Raw genomic sequence first — 22,056 nt, forward strand, 5'->3', positions numbered from 1 at the left:
TACCCCGCCATAGGTGGCGGCGGTACCCCAAGGAGCCCGAGATGACCCGTCATACGTTCCGCTGTATCGAAGGCCATACCGAAGGCATGCCGGTGCGCATGGTGATCGCCGGTGCACCCGAGCTGAGCGGCGCCAGCATGAGCGAGCGGCGCCGGCAGTTCGTCGCCGAGCACGACTGGATTCGCCGCGCGCTGATGCTCGAGCCACGTGGCCACGGCCACATGTCCGGCACTCTGCTCTATCCGCCGCTGAGCGCGGAGGCCGATTTCAGCCTGCTGTTCATCGAGACGTCCGGCTGCCTGCCGATGTGCGGGCACGCCACCCTGGGTTCGATCGCCTTCGCCCTGGAAAGCGGCCTGGTCGAACCGCGCACGGCAGGCGAAGTGCTGGTGGACGTTCCGGCCGGGCAGGTTCGCGCACGCTATCGGATGGAAGGCGGCAAGGTTGGCTCGGTGCGTTTCACCAACGTGCCGAGCTTCCTCCTGCTACGCGACCTGACGGTCCAGTTGCCGGCCTTGGGCGAGTTGCGCCTGGACATCGCCTACGGCGGCAACTTCTACCCTATCATCGAGCCGCAACCGAACTACCCCGGTTGCGAGCACTTCAGCCCGCAGCAACTGCTGGAGTGGGGGCGCGAAGTGCAGCGGCGAATCAACCGCGAGTTCACCGTGGTCCATCCGCAGGACCCGAGCATCCGCGGCGTGCGGCACTGCATGTGGACCGGCCGCCCCCTGGCGGCGGACTCCGACGGGCGCAGCGTGGTGATCGCCGGCGACAGCCTGGTGGACCGCTCGCCCTGCGGTACCGGTACTTCCGCACGAGTCGCCCAACGCCATGCGCGGGGGCTGCTGGCGCCCGGCGAGGTGTTCCGCCACGAAAGCCTGATCGGCAGCCGTTTCGACGCGCGCGTCGAGTCCGCCACCGAACTGGCCGACGGCACCCCGGCGGTGTATCCGAACATCGAGGGCCGCGCCTTCATCACCAGTCATTCGGAGCATCATGTGGACCGCAGCCACCCCTATTGGAACGGCTTCAGCCTGGAAGACTTCTCCGGCACAGCCCATCACGACGAGAACCTGAAATGAACGGATCGCAGGCCCCTGTCCAGGACGCGGTGGTCATCGGCGGCGGCATCGTCGGCGTCTGCTGCGCGCTCTACCTGCAACGCGAAGGCTACCGCGTCATCCTGGTCGACCCCGCCGCTCCCGGCGACAGCACGGCGAAATGGAGTTGCGGGCAGATGGCGGTGAGCGAGGTGGTACCGCTGTCCAAGCCGGGCATTCTGATGAAAGTCCCTGGCTGGCTGTTCGACCAGCAGGGTCCGTTGGCCCTGCGCCCCGGCGCCCTACCGGGCATCTTGCCCTGGTTCCTGCGCTTCGTCGCCTGCGCCAGGCATTCGAAGATCGCCGAGATCGCCCGCGACCTGGCGCGGCTAACCCATCGCGTCTACGAGGACTACGCGCCCTTGCTGGATGCCTGCCCAGACAGGAACCTGCTGGGCCAGCGGCCGATCATCGAGGTGTTCGACTCCCCCGCCGCCCTGGTCCGCGAACGTCCGCATCTGGAGCTGCGCAGGAGCCTGGGATTCAAGTCCGAAGAACTGGACGCCGCCGCCATCGGCGATCTGGAACCGGCCCTGGCCGGAAAGTTCGACCATGGCCTGCTGTTCCCCGACTGGCGCGCGGTGAGCGACACCGAAGGCTTCATCGCCGCGCTGACCGAAAGCTTCATCGCCCAGGGCGGCATCCGTCTACGCGATGAGGTCCGTCGTATCGACGAGAGCGCCGACCGCGCCAGCGGTGTAACCCTCGCCGGCGGCCAGCGCCTGCCGGCCAGCCTGGTGGTGGTCGCCGCCGGCACAGGCTCGCGGCGCTTCTTCGGGCAGTTGGGAGTCGCCATTCCGCTGGTCGGCATCGCCGGCTACCAGGCCGTATTACCCGCGCCCGGCGTGGAAATCCGTCACTCGGTGATCTACGCCGACGGTGGTTTCTGCTTCAGCCCCATGACCCGCGGCCTGCAGATCGGCGGCACTATCGAATTCGCCGGCCCCGACGCCGAGCCGAACTTTCGACGCGCCGAAATCATCCTGGAAAAAGCGCGCCGCGTGTTGCCTCGATTGAAAACCGAGCAGGTCGAATTCGGCGTCGGCTACCGGCCGTTCCTGCCCGATACCAAGCCGGTGATCGACCGCTCGCCGCGCCTGAACAACGTGCTGATGGCCTTCGGCCACGGCCAACTCGGCCTGACCCTCGGCGCCACCACCGGCCGCCTGGTCACCGACCTGGCCGCGGATCGCCAGCCGGCCCAGGACCTGACGCCTTTCTGCGCCCATCGTTTCGCCCTTATCGGAGGACTCGCATGAACTACCAGCAGCTCTATATCGACGGCCAGTGGATCGCTCCCGCCAGAGGCGGCAGCTTCGAGACCTTCGATCCGAGCGACGAATCGTTGCTCGCCCGTGTCGGCGCCGCCACCGCCGAAGACATCGATACCGCGGTCAAGGCCGCCCGCGCCGCCTTCGACGACGGTCCCTGGCCGAACCTCGCCGGTGCCGAGCGCGCCGCCGTACTGCGACGCATCGCCCAGGGCATCCGCGGCCGCCAGCGGGAGCTGGCCGAACTGGAGGTACGAGACAATGGAAAGCCGCTGCCCGAAGCCCTGTGGGACATCGACGACACCGCCGGTTGCTTCGATTTCTACGCCGACCTCGCCGAACGGCTGGACACGAACCGGGAGCGGCAGATCGCCCTGGCCGACGAGCGCTTCAGTGCCGTGGCGCGCAGAGAACCCGTCGGGGTGGCCGGCGCGATCATCCCCTGGAACTTCCCGATGCTGATGGCTTCCTGGAAGGTCGCACCGGCACTGGCCGCCGGCTGCTGCATGGTCCTCAAGCCTTCGGAGCTGACCCCGCTGAGCGCCTTGCACCTGGCTGAAATCGCCCATGAGGCCGGCTTGCCGGCGGGCGTGCTGAACGTGGTCACCGGTCTCGGCGCGGACGCCGGCGCACCGCTGGCCGAGCACCCGGATATCGACAAGCTGGCCTTCACCGGCAGCGTCCCCACCGGCAGCCGGATCATGCAGGCCGCGGCCCGCGACATAAAGAACATCAGCCTGGAACTGGGCGGCAAGTCGCCCTTCGTGATCTTTGCCGACAGCGACCTGGAAGCCGCGGTGGAGTGGATACTGTTCGGCATTTTCTGGAACCAGGGCGAGGTCTGCTCCGCCACCTCCCGTGTGCTGGTGGAGCGCGCCCTGTACCAGCCCCTGCTCGAACGCCTGGCCGAGGAAGCCCGCAAAATCACCATCGGCAACGGCCTCGAGAAAGGCGTCCTGCTCGGTCCGCTGGTGAACAGGACCCAGTACGACAAGGTGCTGCAGGCCATCGCCCGTGGCCACGAGGATGGCGCTCGGCTGGTCTGCGGCGGCAAACGCCCGGCCGGCCTGGACAAGGGTTTCTATGTACAGCCCACGGTATTCGCCGACGTGCCGGAAGACGCCTGGATCTGGAACGAGGAAATTTTTGGGCCGGTGGTCTGCGTGCGCCCTTTCGACGACGAGAAGGAAGCCGTACGTTCGGCCAACGCCTCGCGCTTCGGCCTGGGTGCCGCAGTGATGTCCCGCGACCTGCAGCGCTGCCAGCGCGTCGCCCGCCGCCTTCGTGCCGGAATCGTCTGGATCAACTGCTCGCAGCCGACTTTCACCGAGGCGCCCTGGGGTGGCTACAAGCACAGCGGCATAGGACGCGAGCTGGGCGAATGGGGCCTCGACAACTACCTGGAAACCAAGCAGATCACACGCTACGACAGCGACCGCCCCTGGGGCTGGTATATCAAGTGAGGTAGGAACGATGCGCTGGAAGAAAACGCTACAACTGGCCGAGGTGCACTGCGAGGGCGAGATCGGCAAAGTGATCACCGGCGGTGTGCTCGGCATCCCCGGCGCGACCATGCTGGACAAGATGAACCACATCAACCGGGTGGACGATAGCCTTCGCCGCCTGGTGACGCTGGAGCCACGCGGCTGCCTGCAGATGTCGGTGAACCTGCTGCTGCCGCCGACCCGCCCGGAGGCCCACGCCGGCTTCATCGTGCTTCAGGCCGACAAGGCCCACCCCATGTCCGGCAGCAATTGCATCTGCGTGGTCACCGCTTTGCTGGAGCTGGGCATGTTGCCGATGCACGAACCGGAAACCACCGTCGTGCTCGACACCCCGGCCGGCCTGGTCACCGCCCGCGCACGCTGCTCCGACGGGCGCTGCCTGAGCGTTTCGCTGGACATGGTAGCGTCCTTCGTCGAGCAGCTCGACGTTTGCATTGACGGCGACGCGTTCGGCCCGCTGACCCTCGACCTGGCGTTCGGCGGCGTCTATTACGCACTGGTGGACGTCGACCAGGTCGGTCTGCGCATCGCTGCGGAGAACGCCCGCCACTTGGCCGACGCCGGAGTCCGCCTGAAGGAGCTGATCAACCGCCAGGTGCGCGTACGCCACCCCTTGTATGCCGGGATCGACGAAGTGGCCTACGTGATGTTCCGCAAGCGCCTGGACGCCCGCACCTACCAGACCTGCACCACCTTGCCGCCGGGTCGGGTCGACCGCTCGCCCTGCGGCACCGGCAGCTCGGCCAACCTGGCGACGCTGAGTGCGCGCGGCCTGGTACAGGTCGGCGAACGGCTGCTGTCGCGCTCCATCATCGGTGGCGAATTCCAGGTCGAGCTGCTCGGCCATACCGAGGTTGGCGGACGACCTGCGATTCTCCCCCGAGTGGAAGGACGCGCCTGGCTGTATGGCCTGCAGCAGCTCGGCATCGATCCGGACGACCCGCTGGCAGCCGGATTCATGCTCAGCGATACCTGGGGTCCGGCATTCCCGAGGCCGACCACGCCACGCTAAGATGACGGGCTGGTCTGTATGACACAGTCCGCGAACACCGAGACCTGATGATGGGCAAAGAGCAAGAAACCGAAAGCGGCGGACGGCGCCATGGCGGCCGCTACATCTACGAGGAACTGCGTCGGCAGATCCTCACGCTGAAGCTCAAGCCCGGCGTACAACTGGACGAAGTGTCTCTGGCCGCACAGTTCGGCCTGTCCCGCTCGCCGGTGCGCGACGCCCTGGCGCGCCTGGTCACCGAAGGCCTGGTGACCATCCTGCCCAACCGAACCACCCTGGTCACACCGTTCGAGATCGAGGAATTCCCCAACTACATCGCCGCGCTGGACCTGATCCAGCGCGCAGTGACACGCCTGGCGGCCAGCCAGCACAAGGAGGACGACCTGGAGAACATCCGTCGGGCCGACGCCGCCTACATGGAAGCGGTCGCCAGCGGCGATTTCCAGGCCATGTCGGAACTGAACAAGGCGTTCCACATGAGTGTCGCCGAGGCCGGCCGCAACCCATATTTCATCAGCTACTACGAGCGCCTGCTGGGCGAAGGCCAGCGCCTGCTGCACCTGCATTTCGACCACATCGTCAGCTCGGCCAGCTCGATCAAGCTGGGCCGCGACCACGACGAGATCATCGAAGCCATCACCGCACGCGACGCCGACGCCGCGGAAAAGGCCGCCCACGAGCACACCATGCTGTTCCAGCGGCGCTTCCTCGACTACATGCAGCAGAACCTCACGGCCAGGATGTCGGTGAGCTGAACCGACGGCTCACTCGTCCAGGTAGCCGTCCCTGATGCCCTTCGAGCGGCGGTAGAGGTAGAGCCCGAGGCGCAGCACGACGAGCACGCCGAAGAACACCCCGACGGTCACCCAGGTGTTGCCGAAGAACCATTCCAGGCAGACGTAGAGCAACGCCAGCGGTATGCAGACGAGGGTCATCAGCAGGTAATGCTTGATCATTGCGGCGGGCACTCCTCTTCTTCGTCCTTCAGCGGGCATTTGACGATCTGCTTGCCCGTCTGCCAGGCGGCCTGGGTGGCCACGGCCTTCTTGATGGTATCGGCATGGGCGGCCTTGCGCGCGGCCAGCTTGGCCGCGCGGTTGGCGGTGTTGGCCGCCTGTCCGGAAAGGGTCCTGATCGCCTTGGCGGACTGCACCACGGTCTTGCCGGTGCTGAGCATGCCCGGCGCCACGGTGCCGATGGCCGCCGAGGCGCCGACGTGTTTCCAGTTGATGTCGATGCACTTCCACTTGATATCGGTGAGGTCGCGATCGCTGTCCCAGTTGTCCTTCATCTGCCCCAGCACCTGCTTGCCGGTCTGCATCCCCAGCTCGATGCCGGCGCCCAGCGCCGCTCCGATCGCGGCGCGGGCGGCGAAGGCGCCGATCACCACCAGCGGGATGATCAGGCCGGTGGGATCGTAGGCCAGCGTGGGCGCGTTCAGCGCGTAGGCATAGGGGTTGGGGCCACCGCCCAGGCCGAGCGGGTCCTGGCTGGCATAGCGCCCGGCTTCCGGCAGGTAGTAACGGTAGCGGTTGTAGTAGAGGCCGCTTTCCTCATCGTGGTACTGCCCCTGGAAGCGGATCGGCTGCGCACCCGGCTGTCGTTCCGGCGCTACCGCCCGCCAGTCGTCCGGAACGCCCTGCCAACGCAGTTGGCCACGTTCGTCGCTCAGCTGCAGGGGGGTACCGAGGTGGTCGGTGTGGAAGAAAGCGATCCGCGCCTCGCCCAGCGCCGGCACGCATTGCGCCGGCAGCGGCTGGCCCTCGGCGGCGAACGCCTGGCGCAGTTGCAGCAGCTCCGGGGGATCGGGCTCACAGGCCTGCTCCAGGCGCAGCAACGGGACGAAACCGCCCGGTTCGTGAACGGTGGTGCGCAGTTCCCGCGCAAAGGCTTCGGCGCATTGGCGATCGCCGTCCCAACCGAAGCGCACCTGCTGCTCGACACCGTCGCGCAGCACCACCTTGGCGATCCGTCGCGACAGCGCGTCGTAGCGGTAGCGCGCCTCCAGCCGCGTGCCGTCGGCGTAATCGCGCGTCAGATGGACCAGGCGCTGCGCGCCGTCGTAGGCCAGGCGCAGGCGCTCGCCGTCGGCGCCGATACGCTCGACCAGGTTGCCCAGCGCATCGAAGCGATAGCGGTTGCCGGCGATCCTCTCCACGCGGTTGCCGGCCCAGCGCGCCGGGCCTTCGCCGGCCTGGCTCGCGCGCGCCTCGGAGCGACTGAAACCGGAGCGGTACAGTTCGTTCTCGGCGAATGCCTGGCGAGCGTCCTCGCGCGCGTACTCGCCGACGCCCTCCAGGCGGTTGCCGGCGGCGTCGTAGCGGTAGGTGCTGGCCGCCGCGCCAGCGCGCCGGCTGGCCAGCAGGCGACCGCCGAGGTCGTATTCGTAGCGCACCGACGGATACTGGTTGTCGTCGATGCCGACCAGTTGTCCAAGTCCGTCGTAGCGATAGCCGCGCTGCCAGTCGAAACCGCCGGCCAGACGCAGGCGGCTGCGCTGCAGGCGTCCCAGCGGCGCGTGCTGGCGCTCCTGGGTGAACAACGCGTCATCCTGCCCGTCGCGGCGGGCGTCGCGACGCACCTCACGGTGCAGGGCATCGCGCTCGAAGGCCAGCTCGACCGCACCGACCAGCGCGCCGTGCAGATGACCCGGGCCATAGGTCAGCCAGGCGACCGGCGGCGCGTCGCCGTAGCGGCTGGTCTGGCGCACGCCTAGCGCGTCGTGGCTGTGCTCGACGCTGTAGACCCAACCGTCGGCATGTACCTGGCTTTCCAGGCGCAGGTTACCGACCTCGTCGTACGTGTAGCGCACCTCGCAATCCGCCCCGCCGGCGCTGGCCAGGCGGCCGTCGGCCAACCAGCGGTAACGCTCGACCAGGGCCGGTGCGTGCTCGGTGGCGGGAACCCGGATGCTCGCCAGGCGGCCGTCGCGGTCGTAGGCATAGGTGGTCTCGCGACCGTCGGCATCCTCGCGGGCGATCAGTTCGTCAGCGGCGTTGTAGCGATAGCGTTGGCGACGACCGTCGAAGCCGGTCTCTTCCACCAGACGGTCCAGCAGGTCGTAGCGGAACTGCGCCTGGACGCCGTTCTCGTTGGTCAGGGCGACCAGCCTGCCGGCTTCGTCGTGCAGGTAGGACAATTCGCCGCCGCCGGCGTCGGAAACCCGCGCCAGCAGATCGCCGTGCCCCCAGGAAAACAGCGTGGCGTGCCCTTCGGCATCGGCGATACGGGTCTGCCGCCCAAGGGCGTCGTATTCATAGCTCAGGGCGCTGCCGTCGGCCAATTCCAGGCCGATCAGTTGCCCCAGCGGGTCGTAGCGGCGCCGGGTCAGTTGTCCCAGCGGGTCGCTGCTGGCGACCAAACGTCCTTCGTTGTCGTAGTCGTAACGCCAGACCTGGCCGGAACAATCGGTCAACGCGGCCAACAGGCCGAAGCGGTTCCACTCCAGGCGCCGCTCGCCGCCGCGCGGGTCGACGATTCGCGTCGGCCGGTCGGGCAGGCGCGGGTCTTCGTAGGCGTAGCGGGTGCTGCCGGCCGGGCCGCGCACCGTCGTCACATTGCCCCGTTCGTCGCGCTCGAAGGTCCAGCGGCGCTGCATCGCGTCCTCCAGCTCGACCAGCAGCCCGGTCTCTTCGTCGACGCGCTTGCGATAGCGCGCCTTGCCCGGCGACTCCTCCTCGAGCATCCGCCCCTGGCCATCGCGCCGGCGCCGCGTCTCCCGCCCCAGCGGGTCGCGCATGGCGACCAGGCGGCCGAACAGGTCGTAGTCGAACTCGCTACGGCTGCCGTCGGCCCTGACCAGCGCGGTCCAGCGCCGCTGCCCACCCTCGCCGGCGAACTCGTAGCGTTCGACGCGGCCGAGGCTGTCGCTGACCTCGGTGGCATCGCGCAGGTAGCGGAAGGTACGGGTCAGGCCGCCCGCCTCGATCTGCTTCACGACCCGCCCGTGCGGAGCATGGACATCCCACTCGTAGCGAACCTCCAGCCCGCCCGGTTCGCCGTGGGCGACCAGCATGTGCTCGCGCCAGGCGAATACCCGGACCACCTGGCCGAGGCGGTCGCGCACGGCGATCAGGTCGCCGCTGTCGCTGAACTGGTAGCGCACCAGCCAGTCGAGCCCCGGGCTCTGCGGATCGATGTAGTCCGGAGGCGGTCCGTCGTGGCTGGCCAGGATCACGCCGAACAGACGCAGGCCGTCGTCGCCCTCGCTCGGCTCGCAGGCCTGCTGGTAGACCAACGCATAGCTGCGCCCGGCGCTGTCGCGCACGCCGGTGAGCAGGCCACGTCCGCTCCAGCGGAACTCGGTGCGGTAGCCGGCGCGGCCGAAGCTGGCCTGCAGGCGCCAGATACCGTCGGGGCAACGCTGGAAATGCAGGTAGCTGTGGCCGGACAGCACCAGCACGGAGCCCTCCTGCGTCTGCAGTTCGGCCGGCACCGCCGCCCAGCGCCCGCGCCAGGCCTGCGCTTCGCCGCCGCTCGAACCGCCGCGGCGCAGCCACAGCTCCTCGCTGCCGGAATAATGCTGCGCGCCGGGAGCCAGCGCAGGAAAGCCGATCCGGCGGCCCTGGGCGTCGACCAGCACGCAGGCGTCTTCGCTCAATTCCAGGTGCATGCTCTCGCCCGGCAGCCACCAGCCCCGGCCGAGCCGGCCGATACGGGGGTTGCTCGACAGGTAGCCACGGGCGAAGGTGAAGGTGTCCGGCGCCGCCAGGGCGAAATCGACCTCTTCCGGCAGCAGCTTGCTGCCGAGCATCGGGTTGACCGGCTTGCCCACCAACGGCACGCAGGCGGACACCCGGTCGGCCAGGCCGACCGCGCTGCTGCCGACGTGCACGGTGGGCGAGCCGGTGGAGATCACCCCTCCCGAGACTTTCTCGCCGACATGGGAAACCGGTAGGCCGCTCATCTATCCATCCTTCCTTGGGAAAAGCCGCGACAGGACATCTGCCCGCCGCTCAACAGTTGATATCGACATTGGGCGAGAGGATCTCGATCTCCCCCGGCGTCAGGCGGATCGTGCTCTGGCCGCAGCGCAAGAGGATCTCGCGGTCGGCGGTCAGCTCGATGCGCTGGCTGCCGAGGGTGATGCTCTGACCGTCCAGGGTGATCTTCGAGCCATCGTCGCTGCCGCCCACGCTCACTTCGTAGCTATCGCCCACCGACAAGGTCTTCTTCTTCATCACCTGGGTGCTCTGGTTCAGCCCGACCACGGTGTTCATCATCATGCCGACGTTCAGGCTGTAGCCGAGCCCGACGTTTTCCATGCGCCCCATGCCGACGTTCTGCAACGAGGCCATGAGGATGGTTTCCGTCTTGTTCATGCCGATCCTGACCGTCTCGTTGCGGTCGACCGTCTTGCTGCGGTTGGCATGCACGGTGATGGTCTCGTTGTTGTCCACGGTCTCGGTGCGATCGTGCTTCACATGCACCGTCTCGTCGTGGTCGATAGTCTTGGTCCGGTCGTGGCCGACCCAGTGGGTCTCGTCGTTCTCGACCTCGATGTCCTGGTTCCTCTCGGCATGGATGAACAACTGCTCGGCGCCCTTCTTGTCCTCCATGCGGATCTCGTTGAAGTTGGCCGGCGTGCCGCCCTTGCTCGAACGGCTCTTGGTGCCGCTCTGGGTAGCGTTCGCCGGCAGCTCGTAGGGCACCGTCTGCTCGGCGTTGTAGACCCGCCCGGTGATGATCGGCCGGTCCGGGTCGCCTTCGAGGAAGCTGACGATCACTTCCTGGCCGATCCGCGGGATCTGGATCGAGCCCCAGTTCTTCCCGGCCCAGGCCTGCGAGACGCGCATCCAGCAGGAGCTGTTCTCGTTGGACTGGTCGTGGCGGTCCCAATGGAAATGCACCTTGACCCGGCCGTACTGGTCGGTCCAGATCTCCTCGCCCTTGGGCCCGACCACCACCGCGGTCTGCGGGCCGCGCACCACCGGCACCGGGGTCGACGGCAAGGGGCGGAAAGCCTGGCCGGCGTCGATACAGTCCAGCTCGCTCTCGAACTGCGCGCCGCCCCCGCCATTACCGGTCTCGTAGAGTTCCTGGACTACCCGGTACTCGGCGCCAACCACCAGGTATTCGCGGTTCTGGTCCAGGCGCGGGTAGTTGCTCAGGTGGAACAGATGGCCCGCCCCGATACCCCTGGCGCATCCCCGCAGGCGAACTCGCTCGTACTGGGTCTGGATCGCCTCGATGCGGGTCCGTGCATAGTGTTCGCCGTCCTGGCTCTGCACATACTCGCCAGGGTAGTCGTAGAGCGGGTAGTCGGCCGCGGCATGGGCGCGCCCGACATTGGAGCGCACTTCCAGGCGGGTGCCGGGACGCTGGAAGTCGTAGTCGTTGAGGCTCAGCGAGCCGGGCTGGACCTCGCGCGCCATGTGCCAGTCGAAGAAGTGGTCGCGCTCGCGATGGCCGAGGCTCGGCGGGTAATAGGGCACGCTGGTGTAGCCGGCCGGGCTGTGGTGCGCGCCGTAGGCATCGGAGAGCACCAGGATGTGGCGCTTCTTTTCGTGGCGGAACCAGTAGTAGATGCCTTCCTGTTCCATCAACCGGCTGACGAAATCGAAGCTGGTCTCGCGGTATTGCACACAGTATTCCCACTCTCGGTAGGAGCGGCTCAGGGCGTCCTCGAAGTCGGAGAAGCCGAGGTCGCGGAACACCTGCTTGATGATGTCCGGGACCTTCTGGTTCTGGAAGATGCGGCAGTCCGAAGTGCGCGTCAGCAGCCACAGCCAGGGGCGCAGGGTGACCTGGTAGCTGGCGAACTGGCCGGCGCCGGCGCCCTGGCTACAGCGCGCGACGATGCCGTGGAAGTGCCGCCGGCTGCCGCCGGGGAGTTCCAGCGCGAGGCTCATCGGCTTGCCCAATAGGGCATCCAGAGGCAAGGCGGGATTGCTCGAGACCAGTTCGAGCTCGTGGCTGAACAGCCGGCCCAGCTCTTCGCGACCCTCCAGCCGTTGCAGTTGCAGGACCTCGGGGCCCAGCGGGGAGTCCACGTGTACCAGGCGGGTGTGTTGGGAGAACAGCATGGGAAATCTTCCTTGATAGTCACCTGCGGCGGGCGGCCCGAACAACGCGCCAGCAGCGCGCCAGATGATCGTACAACCCCGTGCCGTCGCGAAAGGCTAGCCAATAGCCACGACACCCCTGCCCGCCTCCTGCGGACCCGCCGACCCTAAGCCAGAAAAAAAACCGAAGCAACGACGGCTTTGTCGAAAAGTATTTCCGCTCCGAGCACGCTGCGGCGCATTGGCCCATTGCCCGATACCCGGCAAAAATGAGATATTCACGAACGTGAATCATTCTCATATCTCAAACCCATCTCCCCGCCTGCTGCTGGTCGAAGACGACCCGCGTCTGCGCGAGGATCTCGACGCGCATTTCCGCCAGCGCGGCTTCCGCGTGACCGTCTGCGGCGATGGCTCGCACGGGCTGGAAGCCGCCGGGCGCGAAGCGTTCGACCTGGTGTTGCTGGACATCATGCTGCCCAGCCTCGACGGCCTGGCCCTGCTGGAGTCGCTGCGCCGCGAGCAGGCCACGCCGGTGATGCTGATGTCGGCCCTGGGCGCCGAACAGGATCGCATCAGCGGCTTCACCCGCGGCGCCGACGACTACCTGCCGAAGCCGTTCAGCCTGGCCGAGCTGGATGCCCGCACCGACGCCCTGCTGCGCCGCGTACGACTGGACCGCCTGCCGTCGGCGCAGCGGCGGGATACCCGGCTGGTGTTCGACGACCAGGCCCAGGATGTGCTCCACCAGGGCCTTCCGGCGGGGCTGACGCCATCCGAGTACCGCCTCCTGGCGACGCTCCGCGAACACGCTGGCGAGGCGCTGAGCAAGCCGTTCCTCTACCGGAGCGTGCTGCACCGCAGCTACACGCGCCTCGACCGCGGTCTCGACGTGCACGTCTGCAACCTGCGGCGCAAGCTCGCCGCGGTCGCCGTCCGTCACCTGCAGATCCAGGCGGTGCGCGGCCAGGGCTACCTGCTGGTGGAGACGGAACACCCCTGATGCGCAGGCACCCGCTGTTATGGAAACTGGCGCTGCTGCAGGTCGGCTTCTGCCTGCTGCTGACCTGGCTGATCTACACCTGGGGCCTGTCGGTGGAGCGCAGCACCTACTTCCTCGCCCCGGCCGACCGCCACTACCTGGCGGATTACGCGCGGCAGGCGGAGGATGCCTGGCGCAGAGAGGGCGCCGCGGGCGCCGAACGCTTCCGCAAGGAACTGTCGGCGAAGGAAGATACCTGGGTGGCGCTGGTCGGACCGCACCTGGAAAGCCTCGGCAGCACGCCGCTAAGCGCCGAGGAGTCGAGCCACCTGACCTTCATGCGCAAGCTCGACTGGCCGATGAGCCGGCGCCTGCAGGACGAACTGCCGTACGTCAGCATCGAGTTCCCCGGACATCCCGAGCAGGGCCGGCTGGTAATCCAGTTACCGGAGCGCCTGCTGCCCGGCGGACTGACCCCCTGGACCCACCTGGTCACCCACGGCATAGTCCCGACCCTGCTGGCCGCCCTGCTCGGCCTGCTGCTCTATCGCCACCTGGTGGTGCCGCTGAACCGCTTGCGCGATCGCGCCGACGCCCTGCGCGCCGACGAACTGGAAAGCACTCCCCTCGCCGCACCGCTGGCGGCCCGCCGCGACGAACTGGGCGAGCTGGCCCAGGCCCTGGAGCACATGGCCGAGCGCCTGCGCCTGAGTCTCGCCCAGCAGCGCCTGCTGCTGCGCACCCTGTCCCACGAACTGCGCACGCCGCTGGCGCGCCTGCGCATCGCCCACGACAGCGAGCTACCGCCGGAACAGTTGCGCCAGCGCCTGGATCGCGAAATCGGCGACATGCAACGACTGCTGGAAGACACCCTCGACCTCGCCTGGATGGACACCGAGCGCCCGCAACTGCCCACCGAGCCGGTGCTGGCGCTGTCGGTGTGGGAAGCGCTGCGCGATGACGCCTGTTTCGAAAGCGGCTGGGACCCGGCGCGGCTACCCTGCCGCTTGGGCGTCGACTGTCGCGTCGAGGTCCACCTGGACAGCCTGGCCCAGGCCATGGAGAACCTCCTGCGCAACGCCATCCGTCACTCGCCCGAGAACGGCACGGTCAGCCTCGACGGCGAGCGCGAGGGCGACTTCTGGCACCTGCGCCTGCAGGACCAGGGCCCTGGCGTGGCGGAAGACCAGTTGGAACGCATCTTCCTCCCCTACCAGCGCCTGGACGATAGCGCCGGCGAAGGTTTCGGCCTCGGCCTGGCGATCGCCCGGCGCGCCATCGAGCTACAGGGCGGCCGGCTCTGGGCCAGCAACGGCAAGCCCGGATTGTGCCTGCACCTGTGGCTGCCGGCGGCCGCCTGAGGGCGAAGTGTTTAGAAAGTTAATGCGCTTTACTCTCAAATAACAATCAATATCATTCGTGATCTCTTGCATTTCGCTGCATTGCCCGGAGATCACCGATGTCCTCACGCGCCCTTCCCGCCGTTCCCTTCCTGCTGCTGTCCAGTTGCCTGCTCGCCAACGCCGTACACGCCGCCGGCCAGGGCGACGGCTCCGTCATCGAGCTGGGCGAGCAGACCGTGGTCGCCACCGCCCAGGAGGAAACCAAGCAGGCGCCGGGAGTTTCCATCATCACCGCCGAGGACATCGCCAAGCGACCGCCGAGCAACGACCTGTCGCAGATCATCCGGACCATGCCGGGGGTCAACCTGACCGGCAACAGCTCCAGCGGCCAGCGTGGCAACAACCGGCAGATCGACATCCGCGGCATGGGCCCGGAGAACACCCTGATCCTGGTCGACGGCAAGCCGGTCAGCTCGCGCAACTCGGTGCGCTACGGCTGGCGCGGCGAGCGCGACAGCCGCGGCGACACCAACTGGGTGCCGGCCGACCAGGTCGAGCGCATCGAAGTGATCCGCGGCCCGGCGGCGGCGCGCTACGGCAACGGCGCGGCGGGCGGCGTGGTGAACATCATCACCAAGCAGGCCGGCGCGGAAACCCACGGTAATCTCAGCGTCTACAGCAATTTCCCGCAGCACAAGGCCGAAGGCGCCAGCGAACGGATGAGCTTCGGTCTCAACGGGCCGCTCACGGAAAATCTCAGCTACCGCGTCTACGGCAACATCGCCAAGACCGACTCGGACGACTGGGACATCAACGCCGGCCACGAATCCAACCGCACCGGCAAGCAGGCCGGCACCCTCCCCGCCGGTCGCGAAGGCGTGCGCAACAAGGACATCGACGGGCTGCTCAGCTGGCGCCTGACGCCCGAGCAGACTCTCGAGTTCGAGGCCGGCTTCAGCCGCCAGGGCAACATCTACACCGGCGACACGCAGAACACCAACAGCAACAACTACGTGAAGCAGATGCTCGGCCACGAGACCAACCGCATGTACCGCGAGACCTACTCGGTCACCCATCGCGGCGAATGGGACTTCGGCAGCTCGCTGGCCTACCTGCAGTACGAGAAGACCCGCAACAGCCGGATCAACGAAGGCCTGGCCGGCGGCACCGAAGGTATCTTCGACCCCAACAACGCCGGCTTCTACACCGCCACCCTGCGCGACCTGACCGCCCACGGCGAGGTCAACCTGCCGCTGCACCTGGGCTACGAGCAGACCCTGACCCTCGGCAGCGAGTGGACCGAGCAGAAGCTCGACGACCCCAGCTCCAACACCCAGAACACCGAGGAAGGCGGCTCGATCCCCGGTCTCGCCGGAAAGAACCGCAGCAGCAGTTCCTCGGCGCGGATCTTCTCGCTGTTCGCCGAGGACAACATCGAGCTGATGCCCGGCACCATGCTCACCCCAGGCCTGCGTTGGGACCACCACGACATCGTCGGCGACAACTGGAGCCCATCGCTGAACCTGTCCCACGCGCTCACCGAGCGGGTCACCCTGAAGGCCGGTATCGCCCGCGCCTACAAGGCCCCCAACCTGTACCAGCTGAACCCCGACTACCTGCTCTACAGCCGTGGCCAGGGTTGCTACGGGCAAAGCACCAGTTGCTACCTGCGCGGCAACGACGGCCTCAAGGCCGAGACCAGCGTGAACAAGGAACTGGGCATCGAGTACAGCCACGACGGCCTGGTAGCGGGGCTGACCTACTTCCGCAACGACTACAAGAACAAGATCGAATCCGGCCTGTCACCGGTCGACCACGCCAGCGGCGGCAAGGGCGACTACGCCAACGCGGCGATCTACCAGTGGGAGAACGTGCCCAAGGCGGTGGTCGAGGGCCTCGAAGGCACCCTGACCCTGCCCCTGGCCGACGGCCTGAAGTGGAGCAACAACTTCACCTACATGCTGCAATCGAAGAACAAGGAAACCGGCGACGTGCTCTCGGTGACGCCGCGCTACACCCTCAACTCGATGCTCGACTGGCAGGCCACCGACGACCTCTCGCTGCAAGCCACGGTCACCTGGTACGGCAAGCAGAAGCCGAAGAAATACGACTATCACGGCGACCGTGTCACCGGCAGCGCCAACGACCAGCTCTCGCCCTACGCCATCGCCGGCCTCGGCGGCACCTATCGGTTGAGCAAGAACCTGAGCCTCGGCGCCGGCGTCGACAACCTGTTCGACAAGCGCCTGTTCCGCGCCGGCAATGCCCAGGGCGTGGTCGGCATCGACGGGGCCGGCGCGGCGACCTACAACGAGCCCGGACGGACCTTCTATACCAGCCTGACCGCGTCGTTCTGAGCCATAACGAGAAAGCCTGATGAGAACCTCCCTGCTCGTCGCCGCCCTGGGCCTCGCCCTGGCGGCGGCCCTGCCCGGCGGCGCGCCGCTGGCGCAACCGGACCCCGAGGCGACCATGGACCGCAGCCTGCTGCAACGCCAGGACCTGCCCTATCGCTTCAGCGCCGTGGACCTGGACTCCGTCGATGGCCAGCGGCATTACCGGCTGTGGCTCGGCCGACCGCTGCAGGCACCGCCCGCCGCCGGCTACCCGGTGGTCTGGATGCTCGACGGCAACGCCGCCGTCGGCGCCCTCGACGAGTCAACCCTGAGACGCCTGGCCGACGGCGACGCACCGCTGCTGGTCGCCATCGGCTACCGCACGCCGCTGCGCATCGACCGCGCCGGGCGTACCTTCGACTACACCCCCGCGAGTCCCGGCCAGGCCGATCAGCGCGACCCACTCAACGGCCTGCCCAGCGGTGGCGCCGACGCCTTCCTCGACCTGCTGCGCGACGGCATGCGCCCGGCCGTGGCGGCGCAGGCGCCCCTGGACACTGCGCGGCAAACCCTCTGGGGACACTCCTACGGCGGCCTGCTGGTGCTCCACGCACTGTTCACCCGTCCCGGCGAGTTCGCCCGCTACGCCGCGGCCAGCCCGTCGCTGTGGTGGCGCGACGGGGCGATCCTCGGCGAACGAGCGGGGCTCGAACAGCGCCTGCGCGGAAAGCGCGCGGAACTCCTGCTCTGGCGCGGCAGCGCCGAACCGGCCAGCCCGCGCGGCTCGCTGAAAGCCGAGCCGGGCCAGGCGATGGCGCGGCTGGTAGATGACCTGCGCCGGGTTGCCGGGCTCACGCTGGACTTCCAGCCGCTCGACGGCCTGGGTCATGGCGAAACGCTGGGGGCCTCGTTGCGCCTTCTGCTCGCCCGTCCGGCGGTGGAACGCCAGCGCTGAAGGCGCACGCTCCCAGGAGCCCTTTACGCTTACGCCGTCCCTTTCTTCCGCCCGCGAGAGAAGGTCGGATTGAAGGACAACCGCCTGGCGGCTCTTCTTCCTACCGAAAGGGCTGCGTCCTCCGGACACCGACCCCGGAAACGCCTCCACTGCAACCCTCTGCGGCGTTGGGAAGAGGAGCTATCCCGAAGCCTTTTGTCCTCGCGATCCCCGGCTCTCCCACCCCTCAAGCCCCGCTCACATGAGCAGCGCAGGAATCCTGCCAGCAATGCCAACTTGCCATCACTCGAATCTGATCTAGCGTTGCAAACAGAAGAGGCATCGAATCAGGAAGGACGACATGAACGGCAAAGGACGCGGCAATACTCTCTACGCCATCAGCCTGCTGCTGGTCGGCGGTTGCTCCAGCAGCCTGCAACATAACGAGGGGGCGACACAGGTAGCGCACAGCCCGGACAAGCGTGCGATGAGCAGCATCTTCCTACCGTCCGGACGCAACTCGACGACCGCCATCGAAAAGGGCGAAGCCCTGTCGATCAAGCTGATCGCGGCCTACCTCTGCGATTTTCGCGAGGAGAAAGGCAATGGCGACCTTCTGGCGAGCGGCAACAAGGAATCCAGCCTCTGCACCGGTGGCGACGGCAGCCTGTTCGACAATGCGCGCAGCACTCAGGGCGAGATCGCCATCACCGCCAGTGCCGGCGAACGCGGTGCGACCTCCAACGGCCTCAGCTTCAATCCCGCCGACATCAAGCGCAACGGCCGGGTTGTCTATTACAACGAGGACATCCGCGAGAGCGGCCAATTGATCAACGCGCTCAACATCCCGATCTACGGTCCGAAGACCTACGACGGCGGGACCTTCTTCGTCGACCTGGCGATACTCGAACTGGACGAGAACGAGAACAAACAGAGCCGCAAGCTCCTGCAGGAGCTGGCCAAGGTCGGCAGCGCCTCCTACGCCCCCGGCACGCCGGTTCTCAATCTGCTGAACAGCCTCGGCGACGCGCTGCTCAGCGCCAACGGCGACGACGTCGAACTTCGCTACCAGATGGAGTTCGATCCGCCGTACCAGGGACGCACGCGGAAAACGGATACGCAGCCACGCAACGGGACCAGCATCAGCAGCCGGGCTCCCTTGCGCGAGGGGTACTACGCCTTCGTGAGAATGGAGCAGCGTGACCGCCTGCCGGCCTTCGGGCAGTTGACAGTGTCCACCGGGTCCCACAATCCCCTGCTGGTCGAAGCGAAGACCAGGCAACTCTATCGAGGCGGCTCCTGGTTGCTGGTACGGGTTGCCCGCGAAGACCATGAGCAAGCCTCGGCGCAGGACGTTTCCACCGCGACCGCTGCATTCCTTGAACAACTGGGTCGCGCGGATGTCCCACCGGACACGTTCGCCAAGGTGCTGGAGCAAAGCCTCAAGCTCATGGCTGCGGAGACGGCGCCAGCCCAGTAGGCGAGCGCCTCCTCCAGCCCCGTCCGGCCAGGATTCAGGCCACCACCGGAATCAGCGGGTCGGCCGCCGCCAGCGCCACGGCGCGGTCCGCCGCCGGCGGGTAGATCCACACGCCATTGATCTCGGTCTTGATCTTCTTGCCCTCCTCGCGCACGAACCGTACCTGGCGGTCCCAGCCCTCGGTGAACACCGCGCCCCAGCCGCCGAGGTCGAGACAGGTCACGTACTTCACCTGGCTGTAGGGAATCGGCTCGACGCCGAGCAGGTCGGCGGCCACGTTATTGCCGGCCGAGCGACCCAGGGCGATGGCGTGCTGGCAGGTCATCAGGGCATGGTTGCCGAGGTCGTCGGTAGCCGCGCGGGCCACGTCGCCGGTGGCGTAGACATCGTCGAGACCGAGCACCTTGAGGTTGCGGTCGACATGCAGGCGACCCTGGGCATCGCGCTCGCCCGGAATCTGCCCGGTCAGGGTGCTGGCCCGCACGCCCACGGTCCAGACCACGGTCTTCGCCTCGATCCGCTGGCCGTCGTCGAGCGTCACGCCCTCGGCATCCACCGCCGCCACCGAACGCCCCAGGCACCACTCCACGCCCAGTTCCGCCGAGGCCTCGGCGATCAAGCCGCTCAGGTCCGCGCCCATCGATGCGCCGATGGCGGCGCCGCGGTCGACCACGATCACTCGCAGCGCCGCTTTCTCGCCGAGGATCGCCCGCAGGCGCGCCGGCATCTCGGTGGCGGTCTCGATGCCGGTGAAGCCGCCGCCGGCGACCACCACGGTGTTGCGTGCCGGCGAATCCGGCAAGTCGCGCAGGGCATGCAGGTGTGCCTCCAGGCGCAGGGCGTCTTCCAACTGGTCGACATCGAAGGCCGCGTCGATGCCGACGACACTCGCCGGACGCCACACGCCGCTGCCGGCCGCCAGCACCAGGCGGTCGTAGTCCAGCTGCGCCAGCGTGCCCTCGGCATCGCGGTACTCCACTCGCTTGCCGGCCACGTCGATGCGCTGCGCGCTGCCCTGCACGAAACGCACGCCGACCGCGGCGAACAATTCGCCCAGCGGCGCCGCCATGCGCTGCACGTCAGGCTCGTAGAAACGCGGGCGGATGCGCAGCTCGGGCTGCGGCGCGAGCACCGCGACCTCGACGTCGTCGCGGCCCTGGCGGTCGAGCTGGCGCACTGCGCTCAGCGCGCTCCACATGCCGGCGAATCCGGCACCGACGATCAGGATACGTTGTTTCATTGGGGGCTCCTGGAGGGAAAGGACGGGATATCCGGAGAAAAGCCTCTCCGTAACTACGACTATATTTGTCGTAGTTAAGAAGATCAATCCCCGAAAAGCGTTCCGACAGGCAATCGCCCCTCGCCGTGAAAGAGAGGAAAAGACGTCGAAAACATACGAAAAGGATCGGAGATAGAGCGCTTCGAGGCGGAAGACAGCGAACGACCTGTCCTTGTGAGCGGCCTGAAAACCGCGCAGAATATTGCGAATATTTCTGTCGGAGTTAGTGATGGCTCTCTATAGCGCCGGCGTCGAATACGGCATCCACTGCCTGTTGTTCCTCGCCGACGAGAAAGGCGACAGCCGCGAGTCCAGCGTACGCACCCTCGCCGAGTTGCAGGGCGTGCCGCCGGAACTGCTGGCCAAGGTCTTCACCCGCCTGGCCAAGGCCGGCCTGGTGGCTGCCACCGAAGGCGTGCGCGGTGGCTTCCGCCTGGCACGGCCGGCCAACGAAATCAGCGTGCTCGACGTGGTCCGCGCCATCGACGGCGACAAATCGATCTTCGAATGCCGCGAGGTCCGCGAGCGCTGCGCGATCTTCGAAGGCAACCCGCCTTCCTGGGCGACCCGCAACACCTGCTCGATCCACGCGGTGATGCTCACCGCGCAGAAGCGCATGGAAGAAGCGCTGGCCCAGCAGACCATCCTCGACCTGGTACGCCGGGTGGGGCGTATCGCGCCACCGGAGTTCGGCGAAGAAGTGCTGCGCTGGATGGATGCCAGCCGGGAAGGACGCGGCGGCTCCCGCGACTAGCCCTTGGCGCATACGGAGCGGCGCCGCAAGCCCGTTTCGCGGAAAACACCATTGTCGACTGCGGTGCTAATCGCGCCGGCGTTTCTCCCTACCCTATCGCCAGAGGCCGCCGCAGAGCGGCCGCCGGCCCACTGCAATGGCCCGTGACCAACTTGCGTGATAGGTGAACGATGGAACCTGGCAGCTACCAACTGACCATGAGCGTGCTCATGACCCCCGACAAGGCGAACTTCTCCGGCAACGTCCACGGCGGCGCGCTGCTCAAGCTCCTCGACGAAGTGGCCTTTGCCTGCGCCAAGCGCTACGCCGGACGCTACGTGGTGACCCTGTCGGTGGATCAGGTGATCTTCCGCGAGCCGATCCATGTCGGCGAACTGGTGACCTTCCTCGCCTCGGTGAACTACACCGGGCGCACTTCGATGGAGGTCGGGGTGAAGGTGATGACCGAGAACATCCACGAGCGCACCGTGCGCCATACCAACAGTTGCTTCTTCACCATGGTGGCGATGGACGACCAGCGCCGGCCGGTGGCGGTGCGTCCGCTGGAACCGGAGACCGCGATCGAGAAACGCCGCTACGCCCAGGCCCTGGCCCGGCGCGAGCAGCGCAAGCTGATGGAACTGCGCTACCAGGAGATCCGCGAACAGGTGGATCACGCGATGCCGGCCTGAACGCCGCCCGGCCCGCGGGCCGGGTCCTCAGCCCTCGCCGACCAGGCTCTCGAACGCTTCTTCCAGCACGCTGGCGCTGCCGGGGCGGACTACCCGCGCCACCTCCCGGCCGTCGCGAAGAAAGACGAAGGTCGGCCACAGCTTGACCTGGAACGAGCGCCCCAGGCGGCGCCCGGGACCGTCCTCGACCTTCAGGTGGCCGACCTCCGGATAGTCGTCGAATACTTCCGCCAGCAGCAGCTGGGCGGCCTGGCAATGGCCGCACCAGTCGGTACCGAACTCCACCAGCGTCGGACCGGCGAGCCGGTCCAGTTCGTCGCGCGCCGGTGCCTCGGCGCTGTATCGGGTCTTCATACGCTGCTTCTCCATGAGCTTGGCTGAC

17 protein-coding genes are annotated in these 22,056 nt (G+C 67.4%); 12 read left to right on the forward strand and 5 right to left on the reverse strand.

Annotated features, from left to right (window positions below):
- Nucleotides 1-41 precede the first annotated feature (41 nt).
- The 5 genes from VQ065_RS19200 to VQ065_RS19220 are packed head-to-tail and all read left to right on the forward strand — an operon-like array spanning nucleotide 42 to nucleotide 5,646.
- Entirely contained in the window at nucleotides 42-1,085 is a 1,044-nt protein-coding gene (locus VQ065_RS19200) for a 4-hydroxyproline epimerase (RefSeq protein WP_003090534.1), read from the forward strand.
- A complete protein-coding gene (locus VQ065_RS19205) occupies nucleotides 1,082-2,362 on the forward strand; it encodes an NAD(P)/FAD-dependent oxidoreductase (protein WP_003110101.1) in 1,281 nt (426 codons plus the stop codon). Before VQ065_RS19200 ends, VQ065_RS19205 begins: the two co-directional genes overlap by 4 nt.
- Nucleotides 2,359-3,837 (forward strand): aldehyde dehydrogenase family protein, encoded by a 1,479-nt coding sequence (locus VQ065_RS19210; protein WP_003090537.1) that lies wholly within the window; start codon nucleotides 2,359-2,361, stop codon nucleotides 3,835-3,837. Before VQ065_RS19205 ends, VQ065_RS19210 begins: the two co-directional genes overlap by 4 nt.
- Before the next feature lie 10 nt (nucleotides 3,838-3,847).
- Nucleotides 3,848-4,891 carry a proline racemase family protein gene (locus tag VQ065_RS19215; RefSeq protein ID WP_003090538.1) on the forward strand — a complete coding sequence of 348 codons (1,044 nt, stop codon included), beginning with the start codon at nucleotides 3,848-3,850 and terminating at the stop codon, nucleotides 4,889-4,891.
- A 50-nt stretch (nucleotides 4,892-4,941) separates the two neighbouring features.
- Nucleotides 4,942-5,646, forward strand: coding sequence for a GntR family transcriptional regulator (locus tag VQ065_RS19220; RefSeq protein ID WP_003110102.1), 705 nt, complete (start codon nucleotides 4,942-4,944; stop codon nucleotides 5,644-5,646).
- 9 nt (nucleotides 5,647-5,655) lie between these two features.
- Here the strand turns inward: VQ065_RS19220 and VQ065_RS19225 are convergent, their stop codons facing one another.
- From VQ065_RS19225 to tssI, 3 genes are read right to left on the reverse strand one after another with little or no spacing between them, the layout of a single operon-like run.
- Nucleotides 5,656-5,847, reverse strand: coding sequence for a hypothetical protein (locus tag VQ065_RS19225; RefSeq protein WP_003090543.1), 192 nt, complete (start codon nucleotides 5,845-5,847; stop codon nucleotides 5,656-5,658).
- Nucleotides 5,844-9,797 (reverse strand): type VI secretion system effector Tse5, encoded by a 3,954-nt coding sequence (gene tse5 / locus VQ065_RS19230; protein ID WP_003090544.1) that lies wholly within the window; start codon nucleotides 9,795-9,797, stop codon nucleotides 5,844-5,846. Before tse5 ends, VQ065_RS19225 begins: the two co-directional genes overlap by 4 nt.
- A 49-nt stretch (nucleotides 9,798-9,846) precedes the next feature.
- Entirely contained in the window at nucleotides 9,847-11,916 is a 2,070-nt protein-coding gene (gene tssI / locus VQ065_RS19235; protein ID WP_009313976.1) for a type VI secretion system tip protein TssI/VgrG, read from the reverse strand.
- Between the two features lie 265 nt (nucleotides 11,917-12,181).
- Here tssI and VQ065_RS19240 point away from each other — a divergent pair, with 265 nt between their 5' ends.
- The 5 genes from VQ065_RS19240 to VQ065_RS19260 all read left to right on the forward strand — a co-directional run bounded on the left by VQ065_RS19240 (nucleotide 12,182) and on the right by VQ065_RS19260 (nucleotide 18,970).
- The gene (locus VQ065_RS19240) at nucleotides 12,182-12,898 is read left to right on the forward strand and encodes a response regulator transcription factor (protein ID WP_003090546.1); all 717 of its coding nucleotides are present in this window, start codon (nucleotides 12,182-12,184) and stop codon (nucleotides 12,896-12,898) included.
- Nucleotides 12,898-14,238 (forward strand): two-component system sensor histidine kinase PfeS, encoded by a 1,341-nt coding sequence (pfeS, locus tag VQ065_RS19245; RefSeq protein ID WP_003090547.1) that lies wholly within the window; start codon nucleotides 12,898-12,900, stop codon nucleotides 14,236-14,238. The genes VQ065_RS19240 and pfeS overlap by 1 nt, the downstream gene beginning before the upstream one ends.
- Before the next feature lie 98 nt (nucleotides 14,239-14,336).
- Nucleotides 14,337-16,577 carry a siderophore enterobactin receptor PfeA gene (gene pfeA, locus VQ065_RS19250; protein WP_003090548.1) on the forward strand — a complete coding sequence of 747 codons (2,241 nt, stop codon included), beginning with the start codon at nucleotides 14,337-14,339 and terminating at the stop codon, nucleotides 16,575-16,577.
- Between the two features lie 19 nt (nucleotides 16,578-16,596).
- Entirely contained in the window at nucleotides 16,597-17,511 is a 915-nt protein-coding gene (gene pfeE / locus VQ065_RS19255; protein WP_003090549.1) for a ferric enterobactin esterase PfeE, read from the forward strand.
- Between the two features lie 340 nt (nucleotides 17,512-17,851).
- Nucleotides 17,852-18,970 (forward strand): hypothetical protein, encoded by a 1,119-nt coding sequence (locus VQ065_RS19260; RefSeq protein WP_003090550.1) that lies wholly within the window; start codon nucleotides 17,852-17,854, stop codon nucleotides 18,968-18,970.
- A gap of 34 nt (nucleotides 18,971-19,004) precedes the next feature.
- Here VQ065_RS19260 and VQ065_RS19265 read toward each other — a convergent pair whose 3' ends face one another.
- Nucleotides 19,005-20,210, reverse strand: coding sequence for an NAD(P)/FAD-dependent oxidoreductase (locus VQ065_RS19265; RefSeq protein ID WP_003090551.1), 1,206 nt, complete (start codon nucleotides 20,208-20,210; stop codon nucleotides 19,005-19,007).
- 268 nt (nucleotides 20,211-20,478) lie between these two features.
- Here VQ065_RS19265 and VQ065_RS19270 point away from each other — a divergent pair, with 268 nt between their 5' ends.
- Both VQ065_RS19270 and VQ065_RS19275 read left to right on the forward strand, forming a co-directional pair.
- Nucleotides 20,479-21,003, forward strand: a complete 525-nt coding sequence (locus VQ065_RS19270; protein ID WP_003090553.1) for an RrF2 family transcriptional regulator — start codon at nucleotides 20,479-20,481, stop codon at nucleotides 21,001-21,003.
- Between the two features lie 170 nt (nucleotides 21,004-21,173).
- Nucleotides 21,174-21,674 (forward strand): acyl-CoA thioesterase, encoded by a 501-nt coding sequence (locus tag VQ065_RS19275; RefSeq protein ID WP_003090555.1) that lies wholly within the window; start codon nucleotides 21,174-21,176, stop codon nucleotides 21,672-21,674.
- A 27-nt stretch (nucleotides 21,675-21,701) separates the two neighbouring features.
- Here VQ065_RS19275 and VQ065_RS19280 read toward each other — a convergent pair whose 3' ends face one another.
- Nucleotides 21,702-22,028 (reverse strand): thioredoxin family protein, encoded by a 327-nt coding sequence (locus tag VQ065_RS19280; RefSeq protein WP_003090556.1) that lies wholly within the window; start codon nucleotides 22,026-22,028, stop codon nucleotides 21,702-21,704.
- Nucleotides 22,029-22,056 lie beyond the last annotated feature (28 nt).

Origin of the sequence: Pseudomonas sp. KBN10P06128, from assembly GCF_037574945.1 — a bacterium.
Lineage (GTDB): Bacteria > Pseudomonadota > Gammaproteobacteria > Pseudomonadales > Pseudomonadaceae > Pseudomonas > Pseudomonas aeruginosa.